Origin of the sequence: Sporosarcina sp. PTS2304, from assembly GCF_003351785.1 — a bacterium.
In the GTDB taxonomy this organism is placed as follows: domain Bacteria; phylum Bacillota; class Bacilli; order Bacillales_A; family Planococcaceae; genus Sporosarcina.
Genome location: NZ_CP031230.1, coordinates 2461622 through 2484936 on the forward strand (window position 1 = coordinate 2461622; position 23315 = coordinate 2484936).

The following is a 23315-nucleotide window of genomic DNA, read 5'->3' on the forward strand; positions in this document are numbered from 1 at the left end:
ATTAGTGCATGCCATATCTATTTACAGTTTCTGTAACTGTCGGCGGAGCATTCACTGTTGTTTACAATATCCGTAAATATATAAATAATTAGGAATAAAATCATTAGCATATTGAAATAAAAATATTTTTTGGTTAGACACAAGATGCGATAAACCTTGTCACCATCGTATTTTCAAGAGGGAGTCGATCGTCTTCCAGCTTCAGCCGAAACTTAGCGTGTGCAAGACAGGTTGATCACTCTTTGTATGTGGTGAAAGACCAACATCAGCTACTATGACTATTTCGATGGACTGAGTGGAACAAGCAATGACTCTATATGTATTCAATCAGGCAATCCAAAGCTTTATCTACACTGTTCAGGAAGTAGAGCTTACCATACTCTATTTCTGGACGAACACAAACTGACTTACGAACACAAACTCAAGGATTCTCCCGGAAGAACCGGCGACTCCTGGAGGATCAGGACGACAGGCGTAATCGCCAAAGCACTTCTGGCGAGTCCGCCGCGTCCCCTCAGGAAAGCGTCCGGTTCTGGAGGGAGAATCCTAACACGTACCCTACTTTTCTGCACCGCACTGGAGAAGTCACTTACCCCATTCTAAATTCTGGACGAACACCAACTGACTTCCCGACACAAACTCAAGGATTCTCCCGAAAGAACCGGCGACTCCTGGAGGATCAGGGTGACAGGTGTAATCGCCAACGCACTTCTGGCGAGTCCACCGCGCCCCCTCAGGAAAGCGTCCGGTTCTGGAGGGAGAATCCTCACACATACACTCATTTTCTGCACCAAGAAAGAAGAATCATTTATCCCACACCAACTTCTGGACAAACACCAACTGACTTCCCGACACAAACTCAAGGATTCTCCCGGAAGAACCGGCGACTCCTGGAGGATCAGGACGACAGGCGTAATCGCCAAAGCACTTCTAGCAAGTCCACCGCGCCCCCTCAGGAAAGCGTCCGGTTCTGCAGGGAGAATCCTCACACATACACTCATTTTCTGCACCACAAAGAATTCTTCGAGTGAGGAGAAAAATACTGTCTGCTTTCTAAGGCAATGAATTATAAAACAAAAATGAGCAAAGGAAAACGAGTCGTTTTTCTCTGCTCAGTTTATACAAACGCCATATTGGACAGCTACTTCTTTATTTACTTCGCGCATGTGGCATACGGAATGATGCAACGATTAACGCAATGACTAAGAACAATCCTAAATACCCGACGATTGGATAGAGGTAGCTAACTAAGTTCGTAAATCCGTAGAAGCTTAGCACATACCCGATGATTAAAGACACGGCAACGAATAGTTTAAACTTATTCGTGTCATTGCGGACGAATCTAGAGCCGAATGCATAAAACATACTAACGGCTGTATTGAAAATCATGGCGTATAATATACATGCCATAAAAACAGCCAGTCCGGGGGAGATGTTGTCAATAATCGCTAACATCGGTAATTCAGTTCCTGCCACAACGTCCACTTGCGAAAATATAGCTAGATGACTTAGTATAATTAAGATTCCTAAACCTAAGCCTCCTACCAAGCCACCCCACGCTGCAGTCTTTTCATCACTTTCTGCACCACCCATTACAATAGACATTGATGCCCCTACTGCAATATTAAATGATACATAATTGATCGCAGAGATAAACCAGTTAGGCAAAGTTGTTGGTACAGCTTTTGCGACTGGATCTAGCACTGCAAACGTTGTGTCCATCGTCGCTAAACTGTAGATCGATACCCCCACTACAGCAAGTATCAAAAATGGTGTCACGCTTCCAATTACACTTACCACTTTGTCTACGTTTAATAAAACAGTCAAAAAAACGAGTGCAATCATCAACAAACTGCCGATAAAAGCAGGAATGCCAAATTGTTGATTTACATTAGCACCTGCCCCCGCCAGCATGACTACACCCACACCAAATAACGTAAAAATAATGACACCATCAACTATAATTCCACCATATCGGCCACTGATTTTATATATTGCATCTTTGTGAGACTTCGTTTGTAACCGACTTCCCAATCTAGTCAGCATCATACCTAAATAAGCGAAAAGTGCCGTGCAGAGGACAGCACCAAAAATTCCTGCCATGCCAAAACTCGTAAAGTATGTCATAATTTCATTGCCTGATGCGAATCCTGCTCCAACGATAATACCGATAAACGCGCTACCCATCTTTAATACTCTTATCATAGTTACCCCTATTCTTCTCTGTTACGGAATATTCCGCAGACTATCTTTCCTAACTTATTATTTCCTGTATTTAGAGACGAACGGGTTATCTTTCTCGTAAAAACGCCAAGGATAATGGACAGCCTCGCCTGTATTACCAATGCCTACCCTTGGCCCTGCTACGATTTCAGCTTGCGGAACACCTTCTGCTATATAAAGAGGCTTACGCGTCCAGTGATGCCCATAATAATCCATTGTCACTCCGAGCGCTTTTGAGAGCTTACCGGGACCATTCGTTAAATCGAACAGTTTTTTAATATGACTTCCACGATTTTCCCGCATCGTTTCTAGTCCTTCTACTGGCTCACCTGCCCGTATGAGAACAGCATGAGGAACTCCTTCTTGCGCACTTACTACATTCATCAATGTGTGGGTATGCATTTGGTATGTATAGACAGACCCCGCCTCACCAAACATTACTTCCGTTCGTTTCGTTCGACGATTGCCGAAACTATGCGCTGCCCGGTCCTCAGCTCCATGATACGCCTCGGTCTCGACAATTCTAACAACCAACCGCCCTCCCACTCGCTCATGAACAATATATTTTCCTACTAACTTACGGGCAAGTTCTAAAACAGGTACATTAAAAAAGTCAGGATCAATCGGTTCATACATATGATCTTCTCCTTTCAATTAGTACACCAACCCTTGACCAGCTGCAAATTCTCTATACAATGCATGGGTTTTCAGTAGTTCTTCGTGACGACCACGTCCTGTAATCTTGCCATTCTCTAAAAAGAGCAACTGATCGGCATGAAGCACTGTCGCCAGTCGATGTGCAATAATTAGAGTCGTTCGGCCCTGCATCAAATGGTGTAGCGCCTCTTGCACATGTGTTTCTGATCCACTATCAAGATTGGACGTTGCTTCATCCAACAACAGAATTTCCGGATCATGCAATAACGCTCTTGCAATTGCAATCCGTTGACGCTGACCACCAGACAATTTCATCCCACGTTCCCCTACCATCGTTTCAAAACGCTCCGGCATTTCTTCTATAAACGCCAACGCATTTGCGGCTTTTGTAGCTTTTATCACTTCTTCAAGTGGCGGCCGGCTCTCCAACCCATAGGCGATATTGTCCATAATCGAACCACTTAGCAAAGGACTTTCTTGGGAGACATACCCGATTTTCTTCCGCCACTCGGCTAATGGAATAGCATCAATCGGTGTTGTACCGAGCAGAATGCGTCCGGCATTTGGTTGATAAAACCGTTCAATTAATGAAAAGATCGTCGTTTTCCCCCCACCGCTCGGACCAATAAATGCTGTTACTGTTCCTCGTTCCGCTGTAAATGAAATCCCTGCTACTACGCGTTTATCTGCTTCATAAGAAAAATGAACATCTGAAAAAGTAAGTGCTGACTCTTCTTGGACTACTTCCTGACCATTTGCCCATTCAGACTCCATTTGCAATATTCCTTGAATTCTTTCAGTCGCACCTACCGCTTTTTGGAAAGACGTAAAAAATTGCGCCATCTGTGCAAACGGTACGATAATTTGAAACAGCAAGAAGATAATCGCCACCAATGTGCCTGCCGATAAGGCCCCTTTTGCAACTTGCGCTCCTCCATATCCTAAAATGACTACTAGGATGCCCATCATCGTCAACATCATAATCGGAGAAATGACCGCTTGAATTTTTGCTTCTTTTAAACCGTAACGAAACAGCGATTGGATGGCTAATTTCCCTTTTTCCTCTTCAACCGGCTCTGCACGATAAGCTTTTACTAACCGTATATCACCGAGCACACGGCCAAGATGCCCCGAAAACTTCGCCATTTCCGCCTGTGTAGCTTTTGCCACTTTATGCATTACACGACCAAGCGGAAATAAAATTGCCATACTGATCGGCACACTCACTAGCATGATCAATGTCATTTTCCAATCCAAAAACAGTAAAATGACGATAGCTCCTACTATGGAGAGTAAACCTGAAATGAACGACACCAAATGATCGGAAACTAATGATTTCAAAACAGTTGTATCTTGCGTGATACGGCTCATAGTCGTTCCGGATTCATTGTGATCAAAATAAGGAACTGGCAGGCGCAAAATCTTTTGCCATAACTGATTTCGCAAATCTGCTACAACCGTCTCGCCAATATAAGCGAGCATATAATACGAGAAACCCCCGGCAATCGCTTGAACGACAAAAAGCACCAGCAACCATACACCTGTTTTAACATTCATCATGTCACTCGTAAACGAATCCACTAAATCTTTCGTAATAAGAGGAACGACCAGGCCAGCAGCCGTCTCAAGCAGTGATAAGATTAAAGCGAACACAGTTACAGCAACAGGCCAATGTAAAACTTTCAACAACTTAGCAAAACTACGTAAAGACCCTTTTGTTTTGTGTTCTGTATGCATATGCTACTCCTTTTTATTCAAGTGGACGTGCAGTAAATCCGTGAAGGTATTCTCCAATTTTCATCCAGTCTTTTTCTAGTTCGGGTCGCAAGGAAGGCCGATAAAAGACAGAAGCGGGATGAAACGTCGGTAAAATCGTATAAGCTTGTTCCGTCCAACTATACTGTGTATCTTCTAGTGAATGTAAGTATTGCACAGGTTGCGTCACTAGTTGACCGTGTAAATCAGTCACTTTCGCATGTTTTCCGAGCAGCCGCTGTAACCCGACATTTCCTAACGTCACAATCAGTTTCGGCTGAAGATTGGCTACTTCATAATCCAAAACAGGAGCATGAGCGAGCTGTTCTTTCTGTGTAGGTGGGCGATTATACTTACGCTCCGTCAACGTTCCATCACGTTCCTTTTTCGTTCCCCAACGATACGGCCTACTGCGAAAAGCGCTGGTCATATAGACATCTTCACGTGTTAACCCGACGGAAGCCAATGATTTCATCAACTCCTCACCCGCACGGCCAATAAACGGCACCCCATGTACTCCTTCATGTTCGCCCGGCGCTTCACCTACTAGCAATAACGCAGGGGATTCAGAACCTTCCCCGTGCACAAACCCTTCTACTTGGAATCCTTCGCTCCGTTCTCGTGCAACACGTGCTATATCATCTGGAATGCGAAACATCGTATCAACTCCCTTCCTGTAATTATAAAGGTTTTAGACGGTAATCAAAAATATTTGCATCAAAAAAAGCCGTCTCCATGTAGATTACTTGGAAACGACTGATCCTATACTATGTTAACTCTAATTGCTTAGTTTCTGTCCCAAGAACTATTACCGCCACAACACCAATCATAATCGCACCGCAAAAAATAGCGAATATACTGCCAAATCCGAATCCTTCCGTTAATAACGAACCGATCAGTAGCGGTCCAAAAATTCCGCCCACTCGACCAACCGCCGCTGCTACACCCGAACCTGTCGCACGAATCGCTGTAGGATATTGTTCAGGTGAATAAGCATAAAGCGCACCCCAGGCACCTAAGTTAAAGAATGATAAAAATGCGCCTGACACTAACAACGTAGTTAGCGTCTCAGCGTTACCGAAAGCCAACGCGCTACCTGCAGTACCGAATAAATACGTAGCCAACACGAACTTTCTTCCCGCACGCTCTATTAACCAAGCAGCACTGAAGTAGCCTGGCAACTGCGCCAACGTCATGAGTAACACGTAGCCGAAACTTTTAAGTAGACTAAATCCTTTTAACACCATCACACTAGGCAGCCATAAAAACATACCGTAATAGGAAAAGACGACAGCAAACCAAACAATCCATAGCATAATCGTCCGTTTTCTATACGCAGGAGCTAAAAGTTGCTTCAATTTCTGCCCCGTTGTTTCATTTGTTTTACCTTCCGTTACAAACTTTTTCGAATCCGGCAAATTTCTTCGTAAGTAGATTGCGTAAAATGCCGGCAAAGCGGTAATGATCAGCGCAATTCTCCAACCAAAGCTCGGAATGACAAAATAAGCAATCAACGCGGCAAGCAGCCAACCTGCAGCCCAAAAACTCTCAAGTAACACAACGACGCGTCCACGTTCCTTCGCCTCCACACTTTCAGAAACAAGCGTAGATGCTACCGGCAACTCCCCACCAAGCCCCGCACCTACTAAAAAGCGCAAAGCCAGAAATGCCCATAATGCAGTCGTAAAAGCAGACAGTCCGCTCGCCACTGAGAATAAAATTAATGTAATCATAAATACTGGCTTGCGTCCGATCCGGTCTGCTAGCAAACCAAAGCCTAACGCCCCGAAGGCCATCCCTATCGAGTTGACGCTTCCAATCCAACCCATTTCTGTCGACGTCAACTGCCAATCTACAGCAAGTGCTGCAATGACAAAGGATAAAATACCCACATCCATCGCATCAAACATCCATCCAGTGCCCGCAATACCGAGCAGCTTATTGCGTGATAATTCCTTTGTCTCCACTAACCTTCTACCTTTCCATTATAAAATCTTTAGATGTCTTTACACATGTAATTATATCACTCGCTAGAGGAATTTGACTAGTTTTGTTTTTGTTTTTTTGTGGGGATGAGGGTTCTATAAGCGCGAAGCCACTTCCTATGAGCGAAAGTCATGTCTCTATGAGCGGTTGACGCACTTCTATGAGCGCGAAGCCACTTCCTATGAGCGAAAGTCACTTCCTATGAGCGAAAGTCAGATAAAGTCCATATAATTGTGTAAATAGAAAAAGAGCCACATCAATTCCCTATGTTACAATGTTCACAACCACGATCACATTGAGGAGGAATTGATGATGACCCTATTTGATTATCTTAACATAAACGAGGAAGAACTAAAAGAAGCGGTGATGACTTCTAATCTGGACAACGTGCTGAAATCTGCTGTCGTTCTCATATTAAATGAGTATATGGAAAAAGAAAGAGATGAGTATTTGGAAACGGCCAAATATGAACGAGTAGCTGAGCGACGTGACTATCGCAACGGCTACTATGAACGAGAACTGATGATCACTGTCGGGCGCGTGAAATTAAAAGTTCCGCGTACACGAGAAGGTGGTTTTTCGACATCGGTTTTTGAAAAATATGCACGGGTGGACCAGGCGTTTATGCTTTCCATGCTAGAGATGGTGGTCAGTGGCGTTTCCACAAGGAAAGTGACGAATGTTATCGAGACATTATGCGGAGAAACGGTTTCTAAATCTTTCGTATCTTCACTGACTGCCCAGCTCGATCCGATCGTCAACCAATGGGCCAGCCGTCCTTTGAATGTGACGACGTATCGTTACTTGCATGTGGACGCCATGTATATCAAAGTCCGTGAGAATCGAAAAGTGGTTTCCAAAGCAGTTTATATCGCGACGGCGATCAGCACGGACAACCGCCGGGAAGTGGTGGGGCTGAAAATTGATCAAGCAGAGAGTTTCGAAGCTTGGCAGTCGTTCCTCCAGAGTCTAAAGCGACGTGGACTCCAATCTCCTGACCTTGTCATCTCGGATGCACATGAGGGGCTCAAGAAGGCGATTAGCCAGGAGTTTGTCGGGACTTCTTGGCAACGATGTACTGTCCATTTCAAGCGGAATCTACTAAAAGCATTACCGAAAAAAATGGCCAAATCCTTTATGGCGGACGTGCGCACTATTTTTATGAGCTCTGATCTTGAAGGAGCTCGGGAAGCGAAAGAACGGCTGGTAGAGAAGTATGCGAAAGAGCCACGTGTTCAAAAAGCGTTAGATATTCTTGAGGGAGGCTATGATGAGGCCACGCAGTTCTTAAATGAGCCTTCTCGTTATCATCGCTATACAAGTTCTACCAATCACCTAGAACGCTTAAATCAAGAAGTGCGAAGAAGAGAACAAGTCATCCGCATTTTTCCAAATGAGCAGTCTGCCTTTCGACTGATCGGTGCTGTGCTGATGGAGGCGGATGAACGTCTACAAAAAGGCAGCCCGCTACGGTAAGTCAAAACAAAACTGTTCCCGCAGGGAGGGGGTACCCCCTCCCTGCGGGAACAGCAAATCGAACTATCCGTGAAGTGACATTCAATAGGGGATAAGTAATTTACACAAGATCAAGGACTTGACTGAAAGTCACGTCTCTATGAGCGGTTGACGCAATTCTATGAGCGCGAAGCCACTTCCTATGAGCGAAAGTCATGTCTCTATGAGCGGTTGACGCACTTTTATGAGCGCGAAGCCACTTCCTATGAGCGAAAGTCACGTCTCTATGAGCGGTTGACGCAATTCTATAAGCGCGAAGCCACTTCCTATGAGCGAAAGTCATGTCTCTATGAGCGGTTGACGCACTTTTATGAGCGCGAAGCCACTTCCTATGAGCGAAAGTCACGTCTCTATGAGCACGAAGCCACTTCCTATGAGCGAAAGTCATGTCTCTATGAGCGGTTGACGCACTTCTATGAGCGCGAAGCCACTTCCTATGAGCGAAAGTCACTTCCTATGAGCGAAAGTCAGATAAAGTCCATATAATTGTGTAAATAGAAAAAGAGCCACATCAATTCCCTATGTTACAATGTTCACAACCACGATCACATTGAGGAGGAATTGATGATGACCCTATTTGATTATCTTAACATAAACGAGGAAGAACTAAAAGAAGCGGTGATGACTTCTAATCTGGACAACGTGCTGAAATCTGCTGTCGTTCTCATATTAAATGAGTATATGGAAAAAGAAAGAGATGAGTATTTGGAAACGGCCAAATATGAACGAGTAGCTGAGCGACGTGACTATCGCAACGGCTACTATGAACGAGAACTGATGATCACTGTCGGGCGCGTGAAATTAAAAGTTCCGCGTACACGAGAAGGTGGTTTTTCGACATCGGTTTTTGAAAAATATGCACGGGTGGACCAGGCGTTTATGCTTTCCATGCTAGAGATGGTGGTCAGTGGCGTTTCCACAAGGAAAGTGACGAATGTTATCGAGACATTATGCGGAGAAACGGTTTCTAAATCTTTCGTATCTTCACTGACTGCCCAGCTCGATCCGATCGTCAACCAATGGGCCAGCCGTCCTTTGAATGTGACGACGTATCGTTACTTGCATGTGGACGCCATGTATATCAAAGTCCGTGAGAATCGAAAAGTGGTTTCCAAAGCAGTTTATATCGCGACGGCGATCAGCACGGACAACCGCCGGGAAGTGGTGGGGCTGAAAATTGATCAAGCAGAGAGTTTCGAAGCTTGGCAGTCGTTCCTCCAGAGTCTAAAGCGACGTGGACTCCAATCTCCTGACCTTGTCATCTCGGATGCACATGAGGGGCTCAAGAAGGCGATTAGCCAGGAGTTTGTCGGGACTTCTTGGCAACGATGTACTGTCCATTTCAAGCGGAATCTACTAAAAGCATTACCGAAAAAAATGGCCAAATCCTTTATGGCGGACGTGCGCACTATTTTTATGAGCTCTGATCTTGAAGGAGCTCGGGAAGCGAAAGAACGGCTGGTAGAGAAGTATGCGAAAGAGCCACGTGTTCAAAAAGCGTTAGATATTCTTGAGGGAGGCTATGATGAGGCCACGCAGTTCTTAAATGAGCCTTCTCGTTATCATCGCTATACAAGTTCTACCAATCACCTAGAACGCTTAAATCAAGAAGTGCGAAGAAGAGAACAAGTCATCCGCATTTTTCCAAATGAGCAGTCTGCCTTTCGACTGATCGGTGCTGTGCTGATGGAGGCGGATGAACGTCTACAAAAAGGCAGCCCGCTACGGTAAGTCAAAACAAAACTGTTCCCGCAGGGAGGGGGTACCCCCTCCCTGCGGGAACAGCAAATCGAACTATCCGTGAAGTGACATTCAATAGGGGATAAGTAATTTACACAAGATCAAGGACTTGACTGAAAGTCACGTCTCTATGAGCGGTTGACGCAATTCTATGAGCGCGAAGCCACTTCCTATGAGCGAAAGTCATGTCTCTATGAGCGGTTGACGCACTTTTATGAGCGCGAAGCCACTTCCTATGAGCGAAAGTCACGTCTCTATGAGCGGTTGACGCAATTCTATAAGCGCGAAGCCACTTCCTATGAGCGAAAGTCATGTCTCTATGAGCGGTTGACGCACTTTTATGAGCGCGAAGCCACTTCCTATGAGCGAAAGTCACGTCTCTATGAGCACGAAGCCACTTCCTATGAGCGAAAGTCATGTCTCTATGAGCGGACGCGCACTTGCTTTGAGCGGCAAACAAGCGCATCTATAAGACAAAACCAAAAACTCCCTAAAAGACTAAGTCTTTTAGGGAGTTGCATGTTCTTATAGTCCAGCTTCTACCTCTTTAATCATTTCTTTCATTGATTGAAGTCCGCCGCCTGATAAGTACCAATACTCACCATCTAGGTAAACCATTTTGTCATTTTTAAATGCGTTTGTTTTCTTCACTAGATCGTTTTCAACAGAATCTTTAGCTGTTGCGCCGTTACCGATTGCTGCATCACGGTCGATGATGAAAAGAATATCCGGGTTTGTATCTAAGATGTATTCAAATGTGATATTTTGTCCGTGTGTAGAAGCTTCGATCTTTTCATCAGCTGGTTTGAAACCAAAAACGTCGTGAACTAGACCGAAACGTGAGCTTGGACCGTATGCACTTACTTTTCCTTCAGTTGCAAGGATGATTAGCGCTTTACTGTCCACTTCAGATGTTTTTGCTTTAATATCTTCGATGTTAGCATCAACGTCTGCAAGTTCTGCATTCATTTCGTCTTCTTTATCAAAGATTGTTGCAATTTTACCCATGTTTTCTTTGAAAGATTCCATGTAATTTGTTGTATCTACACCCATGAAAATAGTTGGAGCGATTTCTGATAATTGGTCATATAGATCTGATTGACGACCAGAGATGAAGATTACATCTGGCTTCATTGCATTAATTGCTTCGAAATCCGGCTCTTTTAAGCTACCAAGGTTTTCGTACTTCTCATCTTCGTATTTAGAAAGATAGCCAGGTACGTTTGACTGCGGAAGTCCTGCTACTTCAATTCCTAATTCGTCTAATGTATCAAGTGTTCCAAAGTCAAATACAACTATCTTTTCGGGATTCTTCTCAAGAGTTGTTTCTCCAAGTTCGTGAGTTACTGTAATTTCTGTGCTTTCTTCTGCTGGCTTCTCTTCAGGAGTTGCGTTGTCCGCAGGTTTTTCTTCTTCTTTTGCTCCACCGCATGCTGCTAGTGCAAGCATTAAAATTAGAGCGAATAGAGATAGTGTTAGTTTTTTCATAGTAATAGTTTCCTCGCTTTTTTTAAAATTAGATAGCGTCAAAATACACGCAAATTCTGCAGTCTTTCATTTGTTGGATAGGAATATCCATGTCATATATTTCTCGCAGGGATTCCGAATTGATAATGTCACAAGTCGGTCCGTCTTTAATCACTTTACCGTTTTTCAATGCTACGATCCGATCTGAATACACAGATGCAAAATTAATATCGTGCAGCACGATGACGACTGTTTTACCTAAGTCATTCACTAACTTACGTAAGATTTTCATAATCTGTACGGAGTGTTTCATGTCTAAGTTATTCAGTGGTTCATCCAATAAAATATAGTCCGTGTCTTGTGCAATCGTCATCGCAATAAAAGCACGTTGACGTTGCCCACCTGATAATTCGTCCAAATACGCTTCTTGCATATCCATCAATCCCATATACTCAAGCGCTTGGTCAACCATGCGTTCATCCTCTTCCTGAAGACGGCCCTTACAGTGCGGGAAACGACCGAATCCAACGAGTTCACGGATAGTTAATTTAACATTCATAAAGTTGGATTGTTTTAAAATAGCTACACGTTTGGCGAAATCATTTGACTTCATCTCTTTTACTTTGTCTTTATCGAGCAGTACATCACCCGTATCAGCATCCATCAATCGACTGACCATCGAAAGTAGAGTTGATTTACCAGCCCCGTTCGGCCCAATAAATGATGTGATTTTTCCACGATGGATATTCACACTGACCTTTTCCACGACTGCCTTTTTCCCATAAAATTTCGTTAGCTCACGAACTTGAATCATGAGGATCGACTCTCCTTTAATAGTAAGTAGATAAAGTAAATGCCACCGACAAAGTTAATGATCACACTGAGTGTGGTCGAAAAAGAAAAGACACGTTCTACGATCCACTGGCCACCGACTAATGCAATGATACTCATGACGGAAGCGCCGGCAATCAGAACGGAATGTTTAAATGTTTTAAAGAACTGATACGAAAGATTCGCGACGATTAATCCGAAAAATGTGATCGGTCCTACGAGTGCGGTTGACACTGCGATTAGGACAGAGGATAAGATCAACATTAATTTAACTACCTTTTGATAAGGTACACCTAGATTAATTGCTGTATCCCGACCGAGTGACAATACATCAAGTTCGTTCATATAGCGCCAACCAATGAGCACAGTGAGCAGCAAAATACTAAGAGCCCACCATACGAGATCACCGTTAATATTATTGAAGCTTGCGAACATTTTGTCTTGCACTCGCAAAAACTCATTTGGATCAATCATGACCTGAAGGAACGTCGAAATACTACCGAAAAACGTTCCGACGATGATACCAACTAACAATAAGAAGTAAATAGGACGATTTCCTTTTCCAAATAAAAAGTGGTAGAGCAGTAAAGCGAACACTACCATCGCGCCTACTGACAGCATGAAATTAAATTGCTGGTTAATCATGACGAACGATGTAGAACCGAAAAAGAAAATCAGCACCGTTTGCAATAGAATATAAAGTGAATCTAACCCCATAATACTCGGTGTTAAAATTCGGTTATGCGTAATCGTTTGGAAAATGACTGTCGAATACGCAACGGCTACACCTGTTAAAACCATAGCTAGAACTTTAATCGCTCTTCTTGGAAGTGCATAGTCATAGCTGCCATTCAATCCTTGAAATAAATACAAACTACAAAATACGATTGCAACTAACGATAGAATGATTAATTTTGTTCGATTACGCATAGGCTTTCCCCCTAAACAACAAGTAAAGGAAGATCGCGCTACCAATAACGCCAACCATTAAACTAATGGATATTTCATACGGGAAAATAATAACCCTGCCTAAAATATCACAAATTAAAAGAAAAATGGCGCCAAGCAATGCGGTATGTGGTAATGTTTTCTGCAGATGATCACCTTTGAAAATCGAGACGATATTCGGGATGATAAGCCCCAAGAATGGTATTAAACCTACTGTTAATACGACAGTTGTCGTAATTAACGCGACTAAAATTAAACCGATATTAACAATTCGTTTGTAGGCCAACCCTAAGTTTTTGGAGAAGTCTTCTCCCATTCCTGCAACAGTAAAACGATTCGCATATAAATATGTAATGAGTAAGACCGGTATGCTAATGTACAAAAGCTCGTAACGGCCTTTCATAACCATCGAAAAGTCGCCTTGCAACCAAGCAGACATGTTTTGAATCACGTTTGCCTTGTATGCGAAAAAGGTGGCGATAGATGAGAGGATATTACCGAACATCAACCCGACGAGAGGGATAAAAATCGCATCTTTAAACTTGATCCGATCTAGTATTTGCATGAATAAGAACGTGCCGAGCAATGCAAACGTAAAAGATACCGCCATCTTTTCTAATAATGTTGCGTTGGTAAAAATAATCATTGATACTAAAATACCTAATTTTGTCGCATCCAATGTTCCAGCTGTCGTAGGTGAAACGAATTTATTGCGGCTTAGTTGTTGCATGATCAACCCCGCAATACTCATCCCTGCTCCAGCCAATAAAATAGCGACTAAGCGCGGCAATCGACTGATTAAGAAAATCTCTGTTTCTTCTGAACGCCAGTCTAGTAAATCCATTGGAGTAATGCGACTTGCCCCAACAAATAAAGAAAGAAAGGAGAGCAGAATAACGGCTGAAAATAAATAACGTTTCTTCATGAAGAACTCCGATATCGAATATTTGAGCTTTTTCACTTAAATGAAAATGATTATCATTCGCTCATGGACTACATTAACTTGTTTTACTAGTCATGTCAATACTTAAATGAAAATCATTATCAATAGTTTTGTGACAGAGAACTTTTACGTTCTTTTATCTCCGCTATAATTGTTCAAAAAAATAGAAACTGTTCAAAAAGTCATTGAAAGATGACTTTTCGTAACAGCTTCTTTTCGTAACGTTTAGTTATTGTCCCATCATATCGTCCATATCTGCTGCGTTATCCAGAATGTCTTTAGGAACTTTTATTTCATCGATTTCATTAATCTTTGACATAGTTCCTTTAATATTTTGATCAATTTTCACTTTTTGATCGCCTTCTTCTACTGTCATAACCATGTCCATATCGAAATCTTTTGTGAAGAATGTTTTCTTATCGATTGTAAACTCAATGTCGATACTCTCTACATTCATTTGAGAAATAGCATCTAACTGATCTTCTTCCATTCCAGCAGGCATGTTTTGTTCTAAAATTTCTTTCATGAGCGAACTGAACTTTTCTCCAGATCCTTTTAAAGCAAGAACATATTCATCATTTGTTTGCTCAAATGTAAAGTCATCCGCGAATTGCTCATAAATGGTAAAGTCTACTGCTGCATTTTGTGCATCTGCCATTTGTCCCGTAATTTGTTCATACATCTCTTGCGGGAACTTCATCCATTTACCTGACTCTGGATCTTTCATGAAGAAGCCATCTTCAGTCATAAACTGTTCAATAGCCATCTCTTCGCCATCCATCTGCATATTCATCGTTTGGCGCATAGCTAATGGCTCTAAAATCATATCCATATCAATGGTTGAATTTATCTCATGTGTTTCTCCATTGACATCCATCGTCTGTTTCATAATCATTTCAGAATGCATACTTTGCTGTGCTTCCGAAGCGGCATTTGCTTTTTCCATGACTTCAGCAGCTGTTAGATCACTTTTCACTACTACTTCTTCTTTCTCTCCTGTGATCGGGTCTTCTTTTGGCTCAGCTGTTTGGCCACACGCACTAAGAGCAAATGCTAATGCGCCGGTAGCTAAGGTGATTGTCCATTTTTTCATGTGTACTTCTCTCCTTTTCTATAATAGCTTCTAGTAGATGTACGGCAACAGAGTCAAAAAAGGTTCAAAAATCTTGTATATTATAGCGAATAGAATCCTTACTACCAGTATTACCCAATAGGAGAATAGGTAATTACAACGAGTGAAGTAAGTATTATTACTTAATTATTTAAAAAAGGTTTAAAAGAATGAAGAAGGGGCAAACTAGAAATATCCCACCCCCTTTCTCTTCTTATAAAGAATAAAAGGATTTGGCTGCATACATAATGTATGCAGCACTTTTTTTGCTCATTTTACTATATACTCCTGTAATCGCTCATATTCACTTTCAGGCATTTCTACAGTCATCAATGTTCCATCTTCTTCATAAGCAGTATTCTTCACAGTTGCATGTTCATTCAACTGCGACACTATTTCTCCGCGATCATAAGGAATTAATAATTTACACGTAATATATTCTCTAAACAAGTTTTGTTGAATTACCTTCAACAACTCATGAATTCCTTCATTCTCACCTGCTGACATCCAAATACTTTGATCTTGCACGCGTGGATAAACCATATTGGCTAGATCCGCTTTATTGTAAACGCTGATAGTTGGAATGCTTTCTACACCGATGTCCTGCAAAGTCTCGTTTGTCACATCCATCATATGTCCATGTTCTGCATTGGAAACGTCCACTACATGTAACAATAAGTCCGCATTTTTAGCTTCTTCTAATGTTGACCGAAAGGCTTGAACTAAATGATGGGGTAATTTTGAAACAAATCCAACTGTATCTGTTAAAATAAATTCCTTCTTATCCGGTAGCCTAATCTTTCGTACAGCCGTTTCAAGTGTAGCGAACAGCATATCTTTTTCACTAACTTCTTTTGATTCATCAGCATCAGTATACTGCAACAATCGATTCATGAGTGTAGATTTACCTGCGTTCGTATAGCCGACGATCGATACGACAGGAATCCCGCTCCTCACCCGTTGCTTGCGCTGAGTTTCCCGCTGGTCACGCACGTGTTCAAGTTCACGACGGAGCTTTGCAATCTGATCTTCAATTTTTCGTCGGTCGAGTTCAAGTTTTGTTTCCCCGGCTCCTTTGTTTTGTAAGCCACCACCCGTGCCTCCGCCTTGTCTACTAAGTGAAGCACGCAAGCCGACTAGCCTTGGCAATGTGTATTGTAGCTGAGCCAATTCTACTTGCATTTGCGCTTCTTTATTTCTTGCTCGGCGCGCAAAAATATCGAGTATTAACATCGTACGATCAATAATTTTACATTCCAGTTCTTTTTCTAAATTGCGTAATTGCGAGGGTGAAAGTTCATCATTGAAAATCAGTAAGTTCGCACTTGTTTCTTCATATACTTCACGTATTTCATCTATTTTCCCTTTACCGATATAATGCCCGGGGTGCCTGCGCTCTAGATTTTGTGTGACTTCACCCACTACTTTCACGTCAATTGCTTCCGCTAAATTACGTAACTCCTCCATGGCGTATTCAAAATGCAAATCTTTTTGTTCGTGAACGCCTACTATTACAGCTTCTTCAATTAATACATCCATTCCCCGACATCCTCTCCGACACGTCTTTATACGTAGTTTACCCGCTGGCCCATTAACTAACCGTTAGTTGATAGGTGGACAGTAGCTAACCGTTCAAATTCTTTTTCTGTTTCAATAAATCGAAATATGACATCTCCTATTTGAATAGTATTTTCATCTCCTACTTTTTGTGATAACAACACTGCCCACTCGCCTGTCTCTTTCAAAGGATCCTCTACATGAAAAACGCATTCCGTGATTTTCTTCTTACAATGTTCTGATGTTCTGACCCCCGTCTCTTCCAATCTGAGTAATCGTGAATCTTCTTTTTCCTCCCACTCTATGAAAAAAGGATACGGCAATTCAGACGTTATTTCCTGTTCGACAAATAGCATCTTCCAACGCAATAATCGACCGTCTTCTGTTTTCCGAGAAGCATCTAGAATAGAGGTCGTTCGAAACCCTTTATTGTCCAACTCTTCTTTCCAGCGCTCCATACCATTGACTGAGAAGCAAACCGTTGCCCACCCATCGCCCGCTTGTCTGTCATGCAAAAACTGTTCTACAAGCGGTTGATTGGTAGATGCACGCTTAGCCAACTCTTCATTTTCCACTGTCAGCCACTCGATATAAGCATTTTCCGTATATAATAATGCATTGGCAGTCCCCCATTGTTCATGGTGTCCACCGATTACAGCTTTATTTCCTTGTTGTTGTTGGTCTGATATAATATCTACTAATTTTCGAGTAGTAAAATAGACGACATGATCTACCTTCATTTTAATTTCCTCCAAATCGTTTGTTTACTTATCATAACAATACTACACAATCATTCATTATTTATACATAAAATAGTTAATCAACAGGCATGGTCTAGACGGTGAGATTTCTGTATGATGAAGACAGTATACCGGTCAATATTTCCCGGGAAATCCTAACATTCGACAGGAGGAGTTTTAGATGAACCACGAAAAATGGCTAAATTATACGGTTCAAATCGCAATTGAAAACGTAAAAGATGGAGGTGGACCTTTCGCCGCAATTATTGTCAAGGATGACAAAATTATCGGATCAGGAACAAACCAAGTAGAATTCACACACGATCCTTCTGCCCATGCTGAGTTATTGGCTATTAAAGAGGCATGTACTACGTTAAAAACTCTCGATTTATCAGACTGTATATTGTATGCGAGCGGTGAACCGTGTCCGATGTGTCTAGGGGCTTCCTATTGGGCTTCTGTTGGAGCAATCTATTACACAGGCAGTAAACAAGAGGCTTACGAAGAGGTTGGGTTCTCTAATCCACTGCATAATTTCTATCCTGACCAGCAACTGGCACCTGAAGATCGCTCGATTCCTTTTATTCAGCACAAAACAGCTACTGCTATGACCCCTTTTATCGAATGGAAAAAACGCCAAGCTAAATAAGCATCAGTGTTTCCTGAAAGGTCAGAATAGTGTAGGATAAAAGTAGAGTTTTAAGAGCTATGTGCTTCTATCGAGAAAATGAACGCGGAGGGATTTCATGGTAATTGAATTATTAAAAGCTCATTCATCTGTACGTCGATATAAAGATGAGCCTATTACAAAAGAAACCGTTGTGGAATTAATCAAGGCAGGACAGCATGCAGCTAGTTCTCATTTTGTGCAAGCCTATTCAGTCATTCACGTAACGGATACAGAAAAACGGGGACAATTAGCGGAACTATCCAAAAACCGCCGGCAGTTTTATACAGCAGGAGCTACATTGGTTTTCTGCATGGATTATAACCGCTTATCGCATGCTGCTCGTCTGCACGGTCGTGAAATCGACTACAGTGTCGCAGAAAATGGCTTAGTAGGCGCTATCGATGTAGGGTTATTCGCCCAAAACATCGCCATTGCGGCAGAGTCAAAAGGATATGGCATTTGCTACATCGGCGGTGTCCGGAATGCGATTGAAGAAATCTCAGAGGTACTGGAATTGCCTAAAGGAGTCGTCCCGCTATTTGGCATGTCGATTGGAGTTCCAAACGAAGCAAATGCCGTTAAACCTCGCCTGCCAGTGGAAGCTGTTTTACATGAAAACACGTATAACGAGAAGCAATATGAAGAATTATTACCTGCCTACGATGCAATTATGGCAGAATACTATGCCGGTCGTGATACGAACCAGCGAGATGCCAAATGGACAGAAGAGATGGCTGACTTCCTAGAAAAGCCAAATCGTCCGCATATTAAAGCATTTTTAGAAAAGCAAGGGTTTTTATTTAATTGAAGCAAGACAGGAGTGTCAAGCGATGTCAGTAGATGACGTACTGGAACTACTTCAGAAACGCATGTCGGACGGATCATTCATACGCGCAACGATCAGTCAGCCGCGAGCAAAGTCCAGTGAAGTAAAACGCATAAAATTGAAGCCTTTGGAGTTAAAAGGGCTCTTTCATATACAATTCGAATATCAAAAAGAACGAATTCTTACACATGAAAACATTCCGCTCGACGCAATTGTTTCACCGTTGCAGCAAGCACTTGAACAATATAAGCAGTTCCATATTGAGCTGACGAACGAAACGATGCAAATCCAAATCTCAAAAAAGATGAAAGTCTCCATCAAACGCATCTTTTTAGATACGGAAAAGACGGCTGATTACGCTCATAACCGCGTGAAGAAATATGCTTTAAAGGAAGGTGTTCCTTACCCTTTCCTCATTCGATTAGGTGTGCAGACGCCGGATGGGAAAGTCAAGAACCAAAAGCATGATAAATTTCGCCAAATCAATCGTTTTGTTGAATTAATCGATGATACATTGTCTCATTTGCCAAAGGACCGCACGATTCGCATTTTGGACTTCGGCTCCGGCAAATCGTACTTGACGTTCGCTCTTTATCATTATTTGCGTATTGAAAAAGGGCTGGACATACGAGTGACGGGCTTGGATCTCAAAAAAGAAGTGATTGAAGAATGTCAAACTATCGCAAATGACTTGCATTATGAGCAACTGGAATTTCTAGTCGGCGATATTAATGACTATACAGGTGATACAGCAGTAGATATGGTCGTCACTCTACACGCTTGTGACACTGCGACTGATATGGCATTGGCTAAAGCTGTGAAGTGGGGCGCGTCTGTCATACTTTCCGTCCCTTGCTGTCAGCATGAGCTGTTTACTCAAGTGCATGCTCCTGCACTCGATATTATGTTGCAGCACGGGCTAGTGAAGGAACGTTTGGCGGCGCTTGCGACGGATTCTATTCGTGCTGAATTACTGACACTTGCCGGATACGAAGCTCAGCTGGTTGAGTTCATCGATATGGAACATACGCCAAAGAATATTTTGATACGTGCCTATAGAAATGATAAAAAACCTAGTCAAGCCCAGATCGACCGTTATGTAGAGTTCCGAACAATGTTGCATGCTACACCTTATTTAGAAAAAGAGTTGCATGCATTGTTACCTTTTATACAGCATGAAATTTGATATAGACTTCCACTAATCGGCTACTGAGAAGAAATATGCTAATAGAAGAACGCCCAGGCTTAAGTAATGTACCTGGGCGTTTTTTGGTATACAAATTGTTCCGTTTACTGCTTGCGCAAATAGGTTAATAAAACTATCGTTCCGCGCTCTAGCCAAGTGAACAGTATAAGAAGTACCTAGCTATCTCTCTGTGTATTTTCGCAGAAATTAAAGCAGGAATTTAAATTGTTTCACACTCTCGTCAACTAAGTGACTCAAGATACGTTTCTTAACGATCTACACTCAAATGAATAAGAGCTCGTGAAATCATTATGTATCTCTATCGACACCTCTCCACCGTTTTCGTGACATTGTGAACTTAATGCTTCGATTTCCTTTGTATTAAAATAACTGGTACTAGCAAGTAAAAGAGAAACAACAAGCAAAAGTGTTATTCCAATCAATAAAATACTTGTACCATATTTATGTTGGAATAAATTCATTTTCACACCTCCCCTTGTTTATATCTATTTCAAAAATCTAGCCCGATTTCGCCTCAACCATATACAACTCATCTCCGTCTAAAAATAATAGTTGATTCTCTCGATTGCTCACCAATTCCGGTTTTACAGGTGTACCATCTGGCTTAATCAACTTAATTTCATGAACAACCTTATATTCATCATCTTTACGCTGCATCTCAAAAAGTGACTGGCCCCAAATTCCTTGATATGCAATGATAGTATCCCCGTTCACCGCAAACGACTGGAAACCATGACCTTCGGGTGAATAACACACTGTCCGTTTATCTTTTCGGGCTCCAATCTTCGAATCAATACTGAAGAAAAACCAAATCTTGTCTTCAGCATCGCTAGTAAGTGCTAAACACTCAAAAATGGAATACTCCTTATCCTCTTCCATTGAATCGATTTTATGACCTAACGTATCCCAGCCAACCAAGCCGCTCCGACCGATTGGTTCCTCCCAGCCATAATTACCAAAAACACCTTCATCAAAGTACCCTGTCCAAATTTCTTGGTTCTTTGTAACGTACACGTGCTCAATCCCATCGCCTAAACAAAACGATCGGATCAAACACCCATTTTTATCATAGACCCTTGCGTTTTCCTCAATATTCTGTGCATTGTAGTAATATGATCGCGCACCGACAAGCAATATATGTCCATCATCGATCGGCTGTATGTAATGGTAATTCCACTTCTCATTTGGCAAATGTACAATTGTCTTCTGACCGTCCTTTACGTGGACGATATGGTAACTATAGCTTTCTTCCGTGACAGTTGCGGGGAAACAGCCATTAATTAAGGGCGGTCGCTCTTCCGCGAGCAGGATGAAGAGATCATTATCATGGCCGATTGCAATTGACACTGGATTCGCACCTCTAAGCTCTTCGTTCAGATTCGCTATAGGAGTTGTAGGAATTTCGAGTGGAGAATTCATTTTTTCACTTCCACCTTTCTTGTATAAAATAGCACGTGTCTTAATTGCAGTAGAATGTACTGTTCTGATCCGGCTTTGCGGTAAAAGCATTCGATAATGGCATAGTTGTTGAAATTCGTTGATCTGCGCTGCAATCGGACGCGTTCTGCAGGTGGGGGTAGGCTGACCTAGATTGGCTTGCGCTTCTAGATGATACGTTCCGGAGGGTCCGCCGCACGCCTCAGGAAAGTGTCTGGTTCTGTAGGGAGAATCCTAACGAGTACACTAACTCTACAACTCTCCGTCAAGAACATCTCATTTCCAAAAACCAATTTCTTCGGATCAGCCTTTGAACTCGCCTTGAGACCCCGCAAGGACACCTATTCATAAGTGAATTAAGTATCCTTGTGCGATGATTACTTCAGCATATTCAATGTCTATATTTTTTTAGATGTAGGCAAATGTTCAATTATGCTATCGACTGCCTGTTTGATGTGTCGTGGTTCTGTCCCTAAGTTTAGTCGAATGAAACCTTTGGACTTTTCTCCAAACCATTCACCGTAGTCAATGGCCAATCTGCACGTATCTTGAATAAACTCTTTCACTTTATCTGGTTCAATGTAGGCACGCAAATCAATCCATAGCAAATAAGTTCCTTCTAACGGGGTAATGACTAGATCTTTTGCATGTGCCGTCAATTGTTCTACCGCATACCGTTCATTTGATTTCACCACTTCACGCAATCCCTCAAGCCAGTCGGCGCCGTGACGAAATGCTGCTTCGGAAGCCGTCATTCCGAGTAAGTTTACTTCTGTTTGGTTTACAGAATTTACAAATTTATCGAACCGCTTACGCAATGCTTCGTTTTCAATAATAATTTGTGAAGTTAACAGACCTGCCAAGTTGAATGTCTTAGAAGCTGCTGTTACAGTGACGACTCGTTGTGAAAATTTACCTTCTGACACAATAGCAGACGGAATATGTGTATGATCACCAAACGTCATGTCATGATGAATTTCATCGGACACAATCAGTACATCATGCTTATCACAAATAGACAATAACCTCTCTGCCTCCTCAGCCGTCCACACGCGACCTACTGGATTATGAGGCGTACAGTGGATAAATAACTTTACTTCATTATCGATGATTTGCTTTTCAAAGTCTTCGAAGTCAATTGTATAAACTCCGTTAGTATTAATCAGCTCACTGCTAATGAGTGTTCGATCTGTATCTCTCACCGCATTCGCAAATGGATAGTAGACAGGTGATAAAATAATAACTGCATCTTGTGGTTTTGTAAACGCATGAACGAACCAATACAACGCGGTCACTACTCCTGTTGAAAAGCGCATCCATTCTGATTTTACTTCATACCCATGTCGCTTGCGTTCCCAATCAATAAAAGCTTCGTAATATGAATCAGGTACATATGTATAACCAAATACTCCATGGTCTACTTTTTCTTTAATGGCTTCTACTACTTGTTCAGGTGCTTTAAATTCCATATCTGCTACCCAAGCCGCAAGTAAATCTGCGTCACCAAAACGCTCTTCTAACTTGTCCCATTTTAACGAATTTGTCCCTTTTCTTTCAATCGCATAGCGCTCCAAAAACTCTTCCTTCTTCATAGGTCAGCCTCCTGATCTTTTCGATTCTCTAAACTTTTCATCTCCCCAAATTATAGCATATGTCTTCCTGCACTACCTATGTTGTCTTTTAGGGTATACTATAGTTTTGA

20 protein-coding genes are annotated in these 23315 nt (G+C 42.2%); 6 read left to right on the plus strand and 14 right to left on the minus strand.

Annotation, left to right across the window (positions count from 1 at the left end; genetic code table 11):
• Positions 1-1149 precede the first annotated feature (1149 nt).
• The 5 genes from DV702_RS11755 to DV702_RS11775 all read right to left on the minus strand — a co-directional run bounded on the left by DV702_RS11755 (position 1150) and on the right by DV702_RS11775 (position 6545).
• On the minus strand, positions 1150-2205 hold the full coding sequence (locus DV702_RS11755; protein WP_114924930.1) for a YkvI family membrane protein: 1056 nt from the start codon (positions 2203-2205) through the stop codon (positions 1150-1152).
• 57 nt (positions 2206-2262) lie between these two features.
• Entirely contained in the window at positions 2263-2859 is a 597-nt protein-coding gene (locus DV702_RS11760) for a DNA-3-methyladenine glycosylase (protein ID WP_114924931.1), read from the minus strand.
• An 18-nt stretch (positions 2860-2877) separates the two neighbouring features.
• Positions 2878-4617 (minus strand): ABC transporter ATP-binding protein, encoded by a 1740-nt coding sequence (locus DV702_RS11765; RefSeq protein WP_114924932.1) that lies wholly within the window; start codon positions 4615-4617, stop codon positions 2878-2880.
• Between the two features lie 13 nt (positions 4618-4630).
• Complete coding sequence (locus tag DV702_RS11770) at positions 4631-5293, minus strand: uracil-DNA glycosylase (RefSeq protein ID WP_114924933.1); 663 nt, start codon at positions 5291-5293, stop codon at positions 4631-4633.
• A 109-nt stretch (positions 5294-5402) separates the two neighbouring features.
• Positions 5403-6545, minus strand: a complete 1143-nt coding sequence (locus tag DV702_RS11775) for an MFS transporter (protein ID WP_114925922.1) — start codon at positions 6543-6545, stop codon at positions 5403-5405.
• Positions 6546-6933: 388 nt separating this feature from the next.
• On the opposite strand from DV702_RS11775, the gene DV702_RS11780 reads away from it, so the two are divergent.
• From DV702_RS11780 to DV702_RS17240, 3 genes are all read left to right on the plus strand, one after another.
• Positions 6934-8097 (plus strand): IS256 family transposase, encoded by a 1164-nt coding sequence (locus DV702_RS11780; RefSeq protein WP_114924934.1) that lies wholly within the window; start codon positions 6934-6936, stop codon positions 8095-8097.
• 606 nt (positions 8098-8703) lie between these two features.
• Positions 8704-9867 carry an IS256 family transposase gene (locus DV702_RS11790; RefSeq protein ID WP_114924934.1) on the plus strand — a complete coding sequence of 388 codons (1164 nt, stop codon included), beginning with the start codon at positions 8704-8706 and terminating at the stop codon, positions 9865-9867.
• Positions 9868-10216: 349 nt separating this feature from the next.
• Positions 10217-10348, plus strand: coding sequence for a hypothetical protein (locus tag DV702_RS17240; protein ID WP_256359799.1), 132 nt, complete (start codon positions 10217-10219; stop codon positions 10346-10348).
• Between the two features lie 53 nt (positions 10349-10401).
• On the opposite strand, the gene DV702_RS11800 is transcribed toward DV702_RS17240, so the two are convergent.
• From DV702_RS11800 to DV702_RS11830, 7 genes are all read right to left on the minus strand, one after another.
• Positions 10402-11364, minus strand: coding sequence for a siderophore ABC transporter substrate-binding protein (locus DV702_RS11800; RefSeq protein WP_114924937.1), 963 nt, complete (start codon positions 11362-11364; stop codon positions 10402-10404).
• A 28-nt stretch (positions 11365-11392) separates the two neighbouring features.
• Positions 11393-12157: an iron ABC transporter ATP-binding protein gene (locus DV702_RS11805; RefSeq protein ID WP_114924938.1), complete on the minus strand. Its 765-nt coding sequence runs from the start codon at positions 12155-12157 to the stop codon at positions 11393-11395.
• Complete coding sequence (locus DV702_RS11810) at positions 12154-13104, minus strand: iron chelate uptake ABC transporter family permease subunit (protein WP_114924939.1); 951 nt, start codon at positions 13102-13104, stop codon at positions 12154-12156. Before DV702_RS11810 ends, DV702_RS11805 begins: the two co-directional genes overlap by 4 nt.
• Entirely contained in the window at positions 13097-14047 is a 951-nt protein-coding gene (locus DV702_RS11815; RefSeq protein ID WP_114924940.1) for an ABC transporter permease, read from the minus strand. The genes DV702_RS11810 and DV702_RS11815 overlap by 8 nt, the downstream gene beginning before the upstream one ends.
• Before the next feature lie 247 nt (positions 14048-14294).
• The gene (locus DV702_RS11820) at positions 14295-15158 is read right to left on the minus strand and encodes a DUF6612 family protein (RefSeq protein ID WP_114924941.1); all 864 of its coding nucleotides are present in this window, start codon (positions 15156-15158) and stop codon (positions 14295-14297) included.
• A 288-nt stretch (positions 15159-15446) separates the two neighbouring features.
• On the minus strand, positions 15447-16715 hold the full coding sequence (gene hflX, locus DV702_RS11825) for a GTPase HflX (RefSeq protein WP_114924942.1): 1269 nt from the start codon (positions 16713-16715) through the stop codon (positions 15447-15449).
• 56 nt (positions 16716-16771) lie between these two features.
• Positions 16772-17473 carry a VOC family protein gene (locus DV702_RS11830; RefSeq protein WP_114924943.1) on the minus strand — a complete coding sequence of 234 codons (702 nt, stop codon included), beginning with the start codon at positions 17471-17473 and terminating at the stop codon, positions 16772-16774.
• Between the two features lie 181 nt (positions 17474-17654).
• Here DV702_RS11830 and DV702_RS11835 point away from each other — a divergent pair, with 181 nt between their 5' ends.
• From DV702_RS11835 to DV702_RS11845, 3 genes are all read left to right on the plus strand, one after another.
• Positions 17655-18122: a nucleoside deaminase gene (locus DV702_RS11835; protein ID WP_114924944.1), complete on the plus strand. Its 468-nt coding sequence runs from the start codon at positions 17655-17657 to the stop codon at positions 18120-18122.
• A 97-nt stretch (positions 18123-18219) separates the two neighbouring features.
• Positions 18220-18951, plus strand: a complete 732-nt coding sequence (gene nfsA / locus DV702_RS11840) for an oxygen-insensitive NADPH nitroreductase (protein WP_114924945.1) — start codon at positions 18220-18222, stop codon at positions 18949-18951.
• 22 nt (positions 18952-18973) lie between these two features.
• Positions 18974-20155, plus strand: a complete 1182-nt coding sequence (locus DV702_RS11845) for a class I SAM-dependent methyltransferase (RefSeq protein ID WP_114924946.1) — start codon at positions 18974-18976, stop codon at positions 20153-20155.
• A 519-nt stretch (positions 20156-20674) separates the two neighbouring features.
• Here the strand turns inward: DV702_RS11845 and DV702_RS11855 are convergent.
• Together DV702_RS11855 and DV702_RS11860 are read right to left on the minus strand one after the other, a co-directional pair.
• Complete coding sequence (locus DV702_RS11855; RefSeq protein WP_114924948.1) at positions 20675-21595, minus strand: hypothetical protein; 921 nt, start codon at positions 21593-21595, stop codon at positions 20675-20677.
• Positions 21596-22011: 416 nt separating this feature from the next.
• The gene (locus DV702_RS11860; protein ID WP_114924949.1) at positions 22012-23205 is read right to left on the minus strand and encodes a MalY/PatB family protein; all 1194 of its coding nucleotides are present in this window, start codon (positions 23203-23205) and stop codon (positions 22012-22014) included.
• Between the last annotated feature and the right edge of the window lie 110 nt (positions 23206-23315).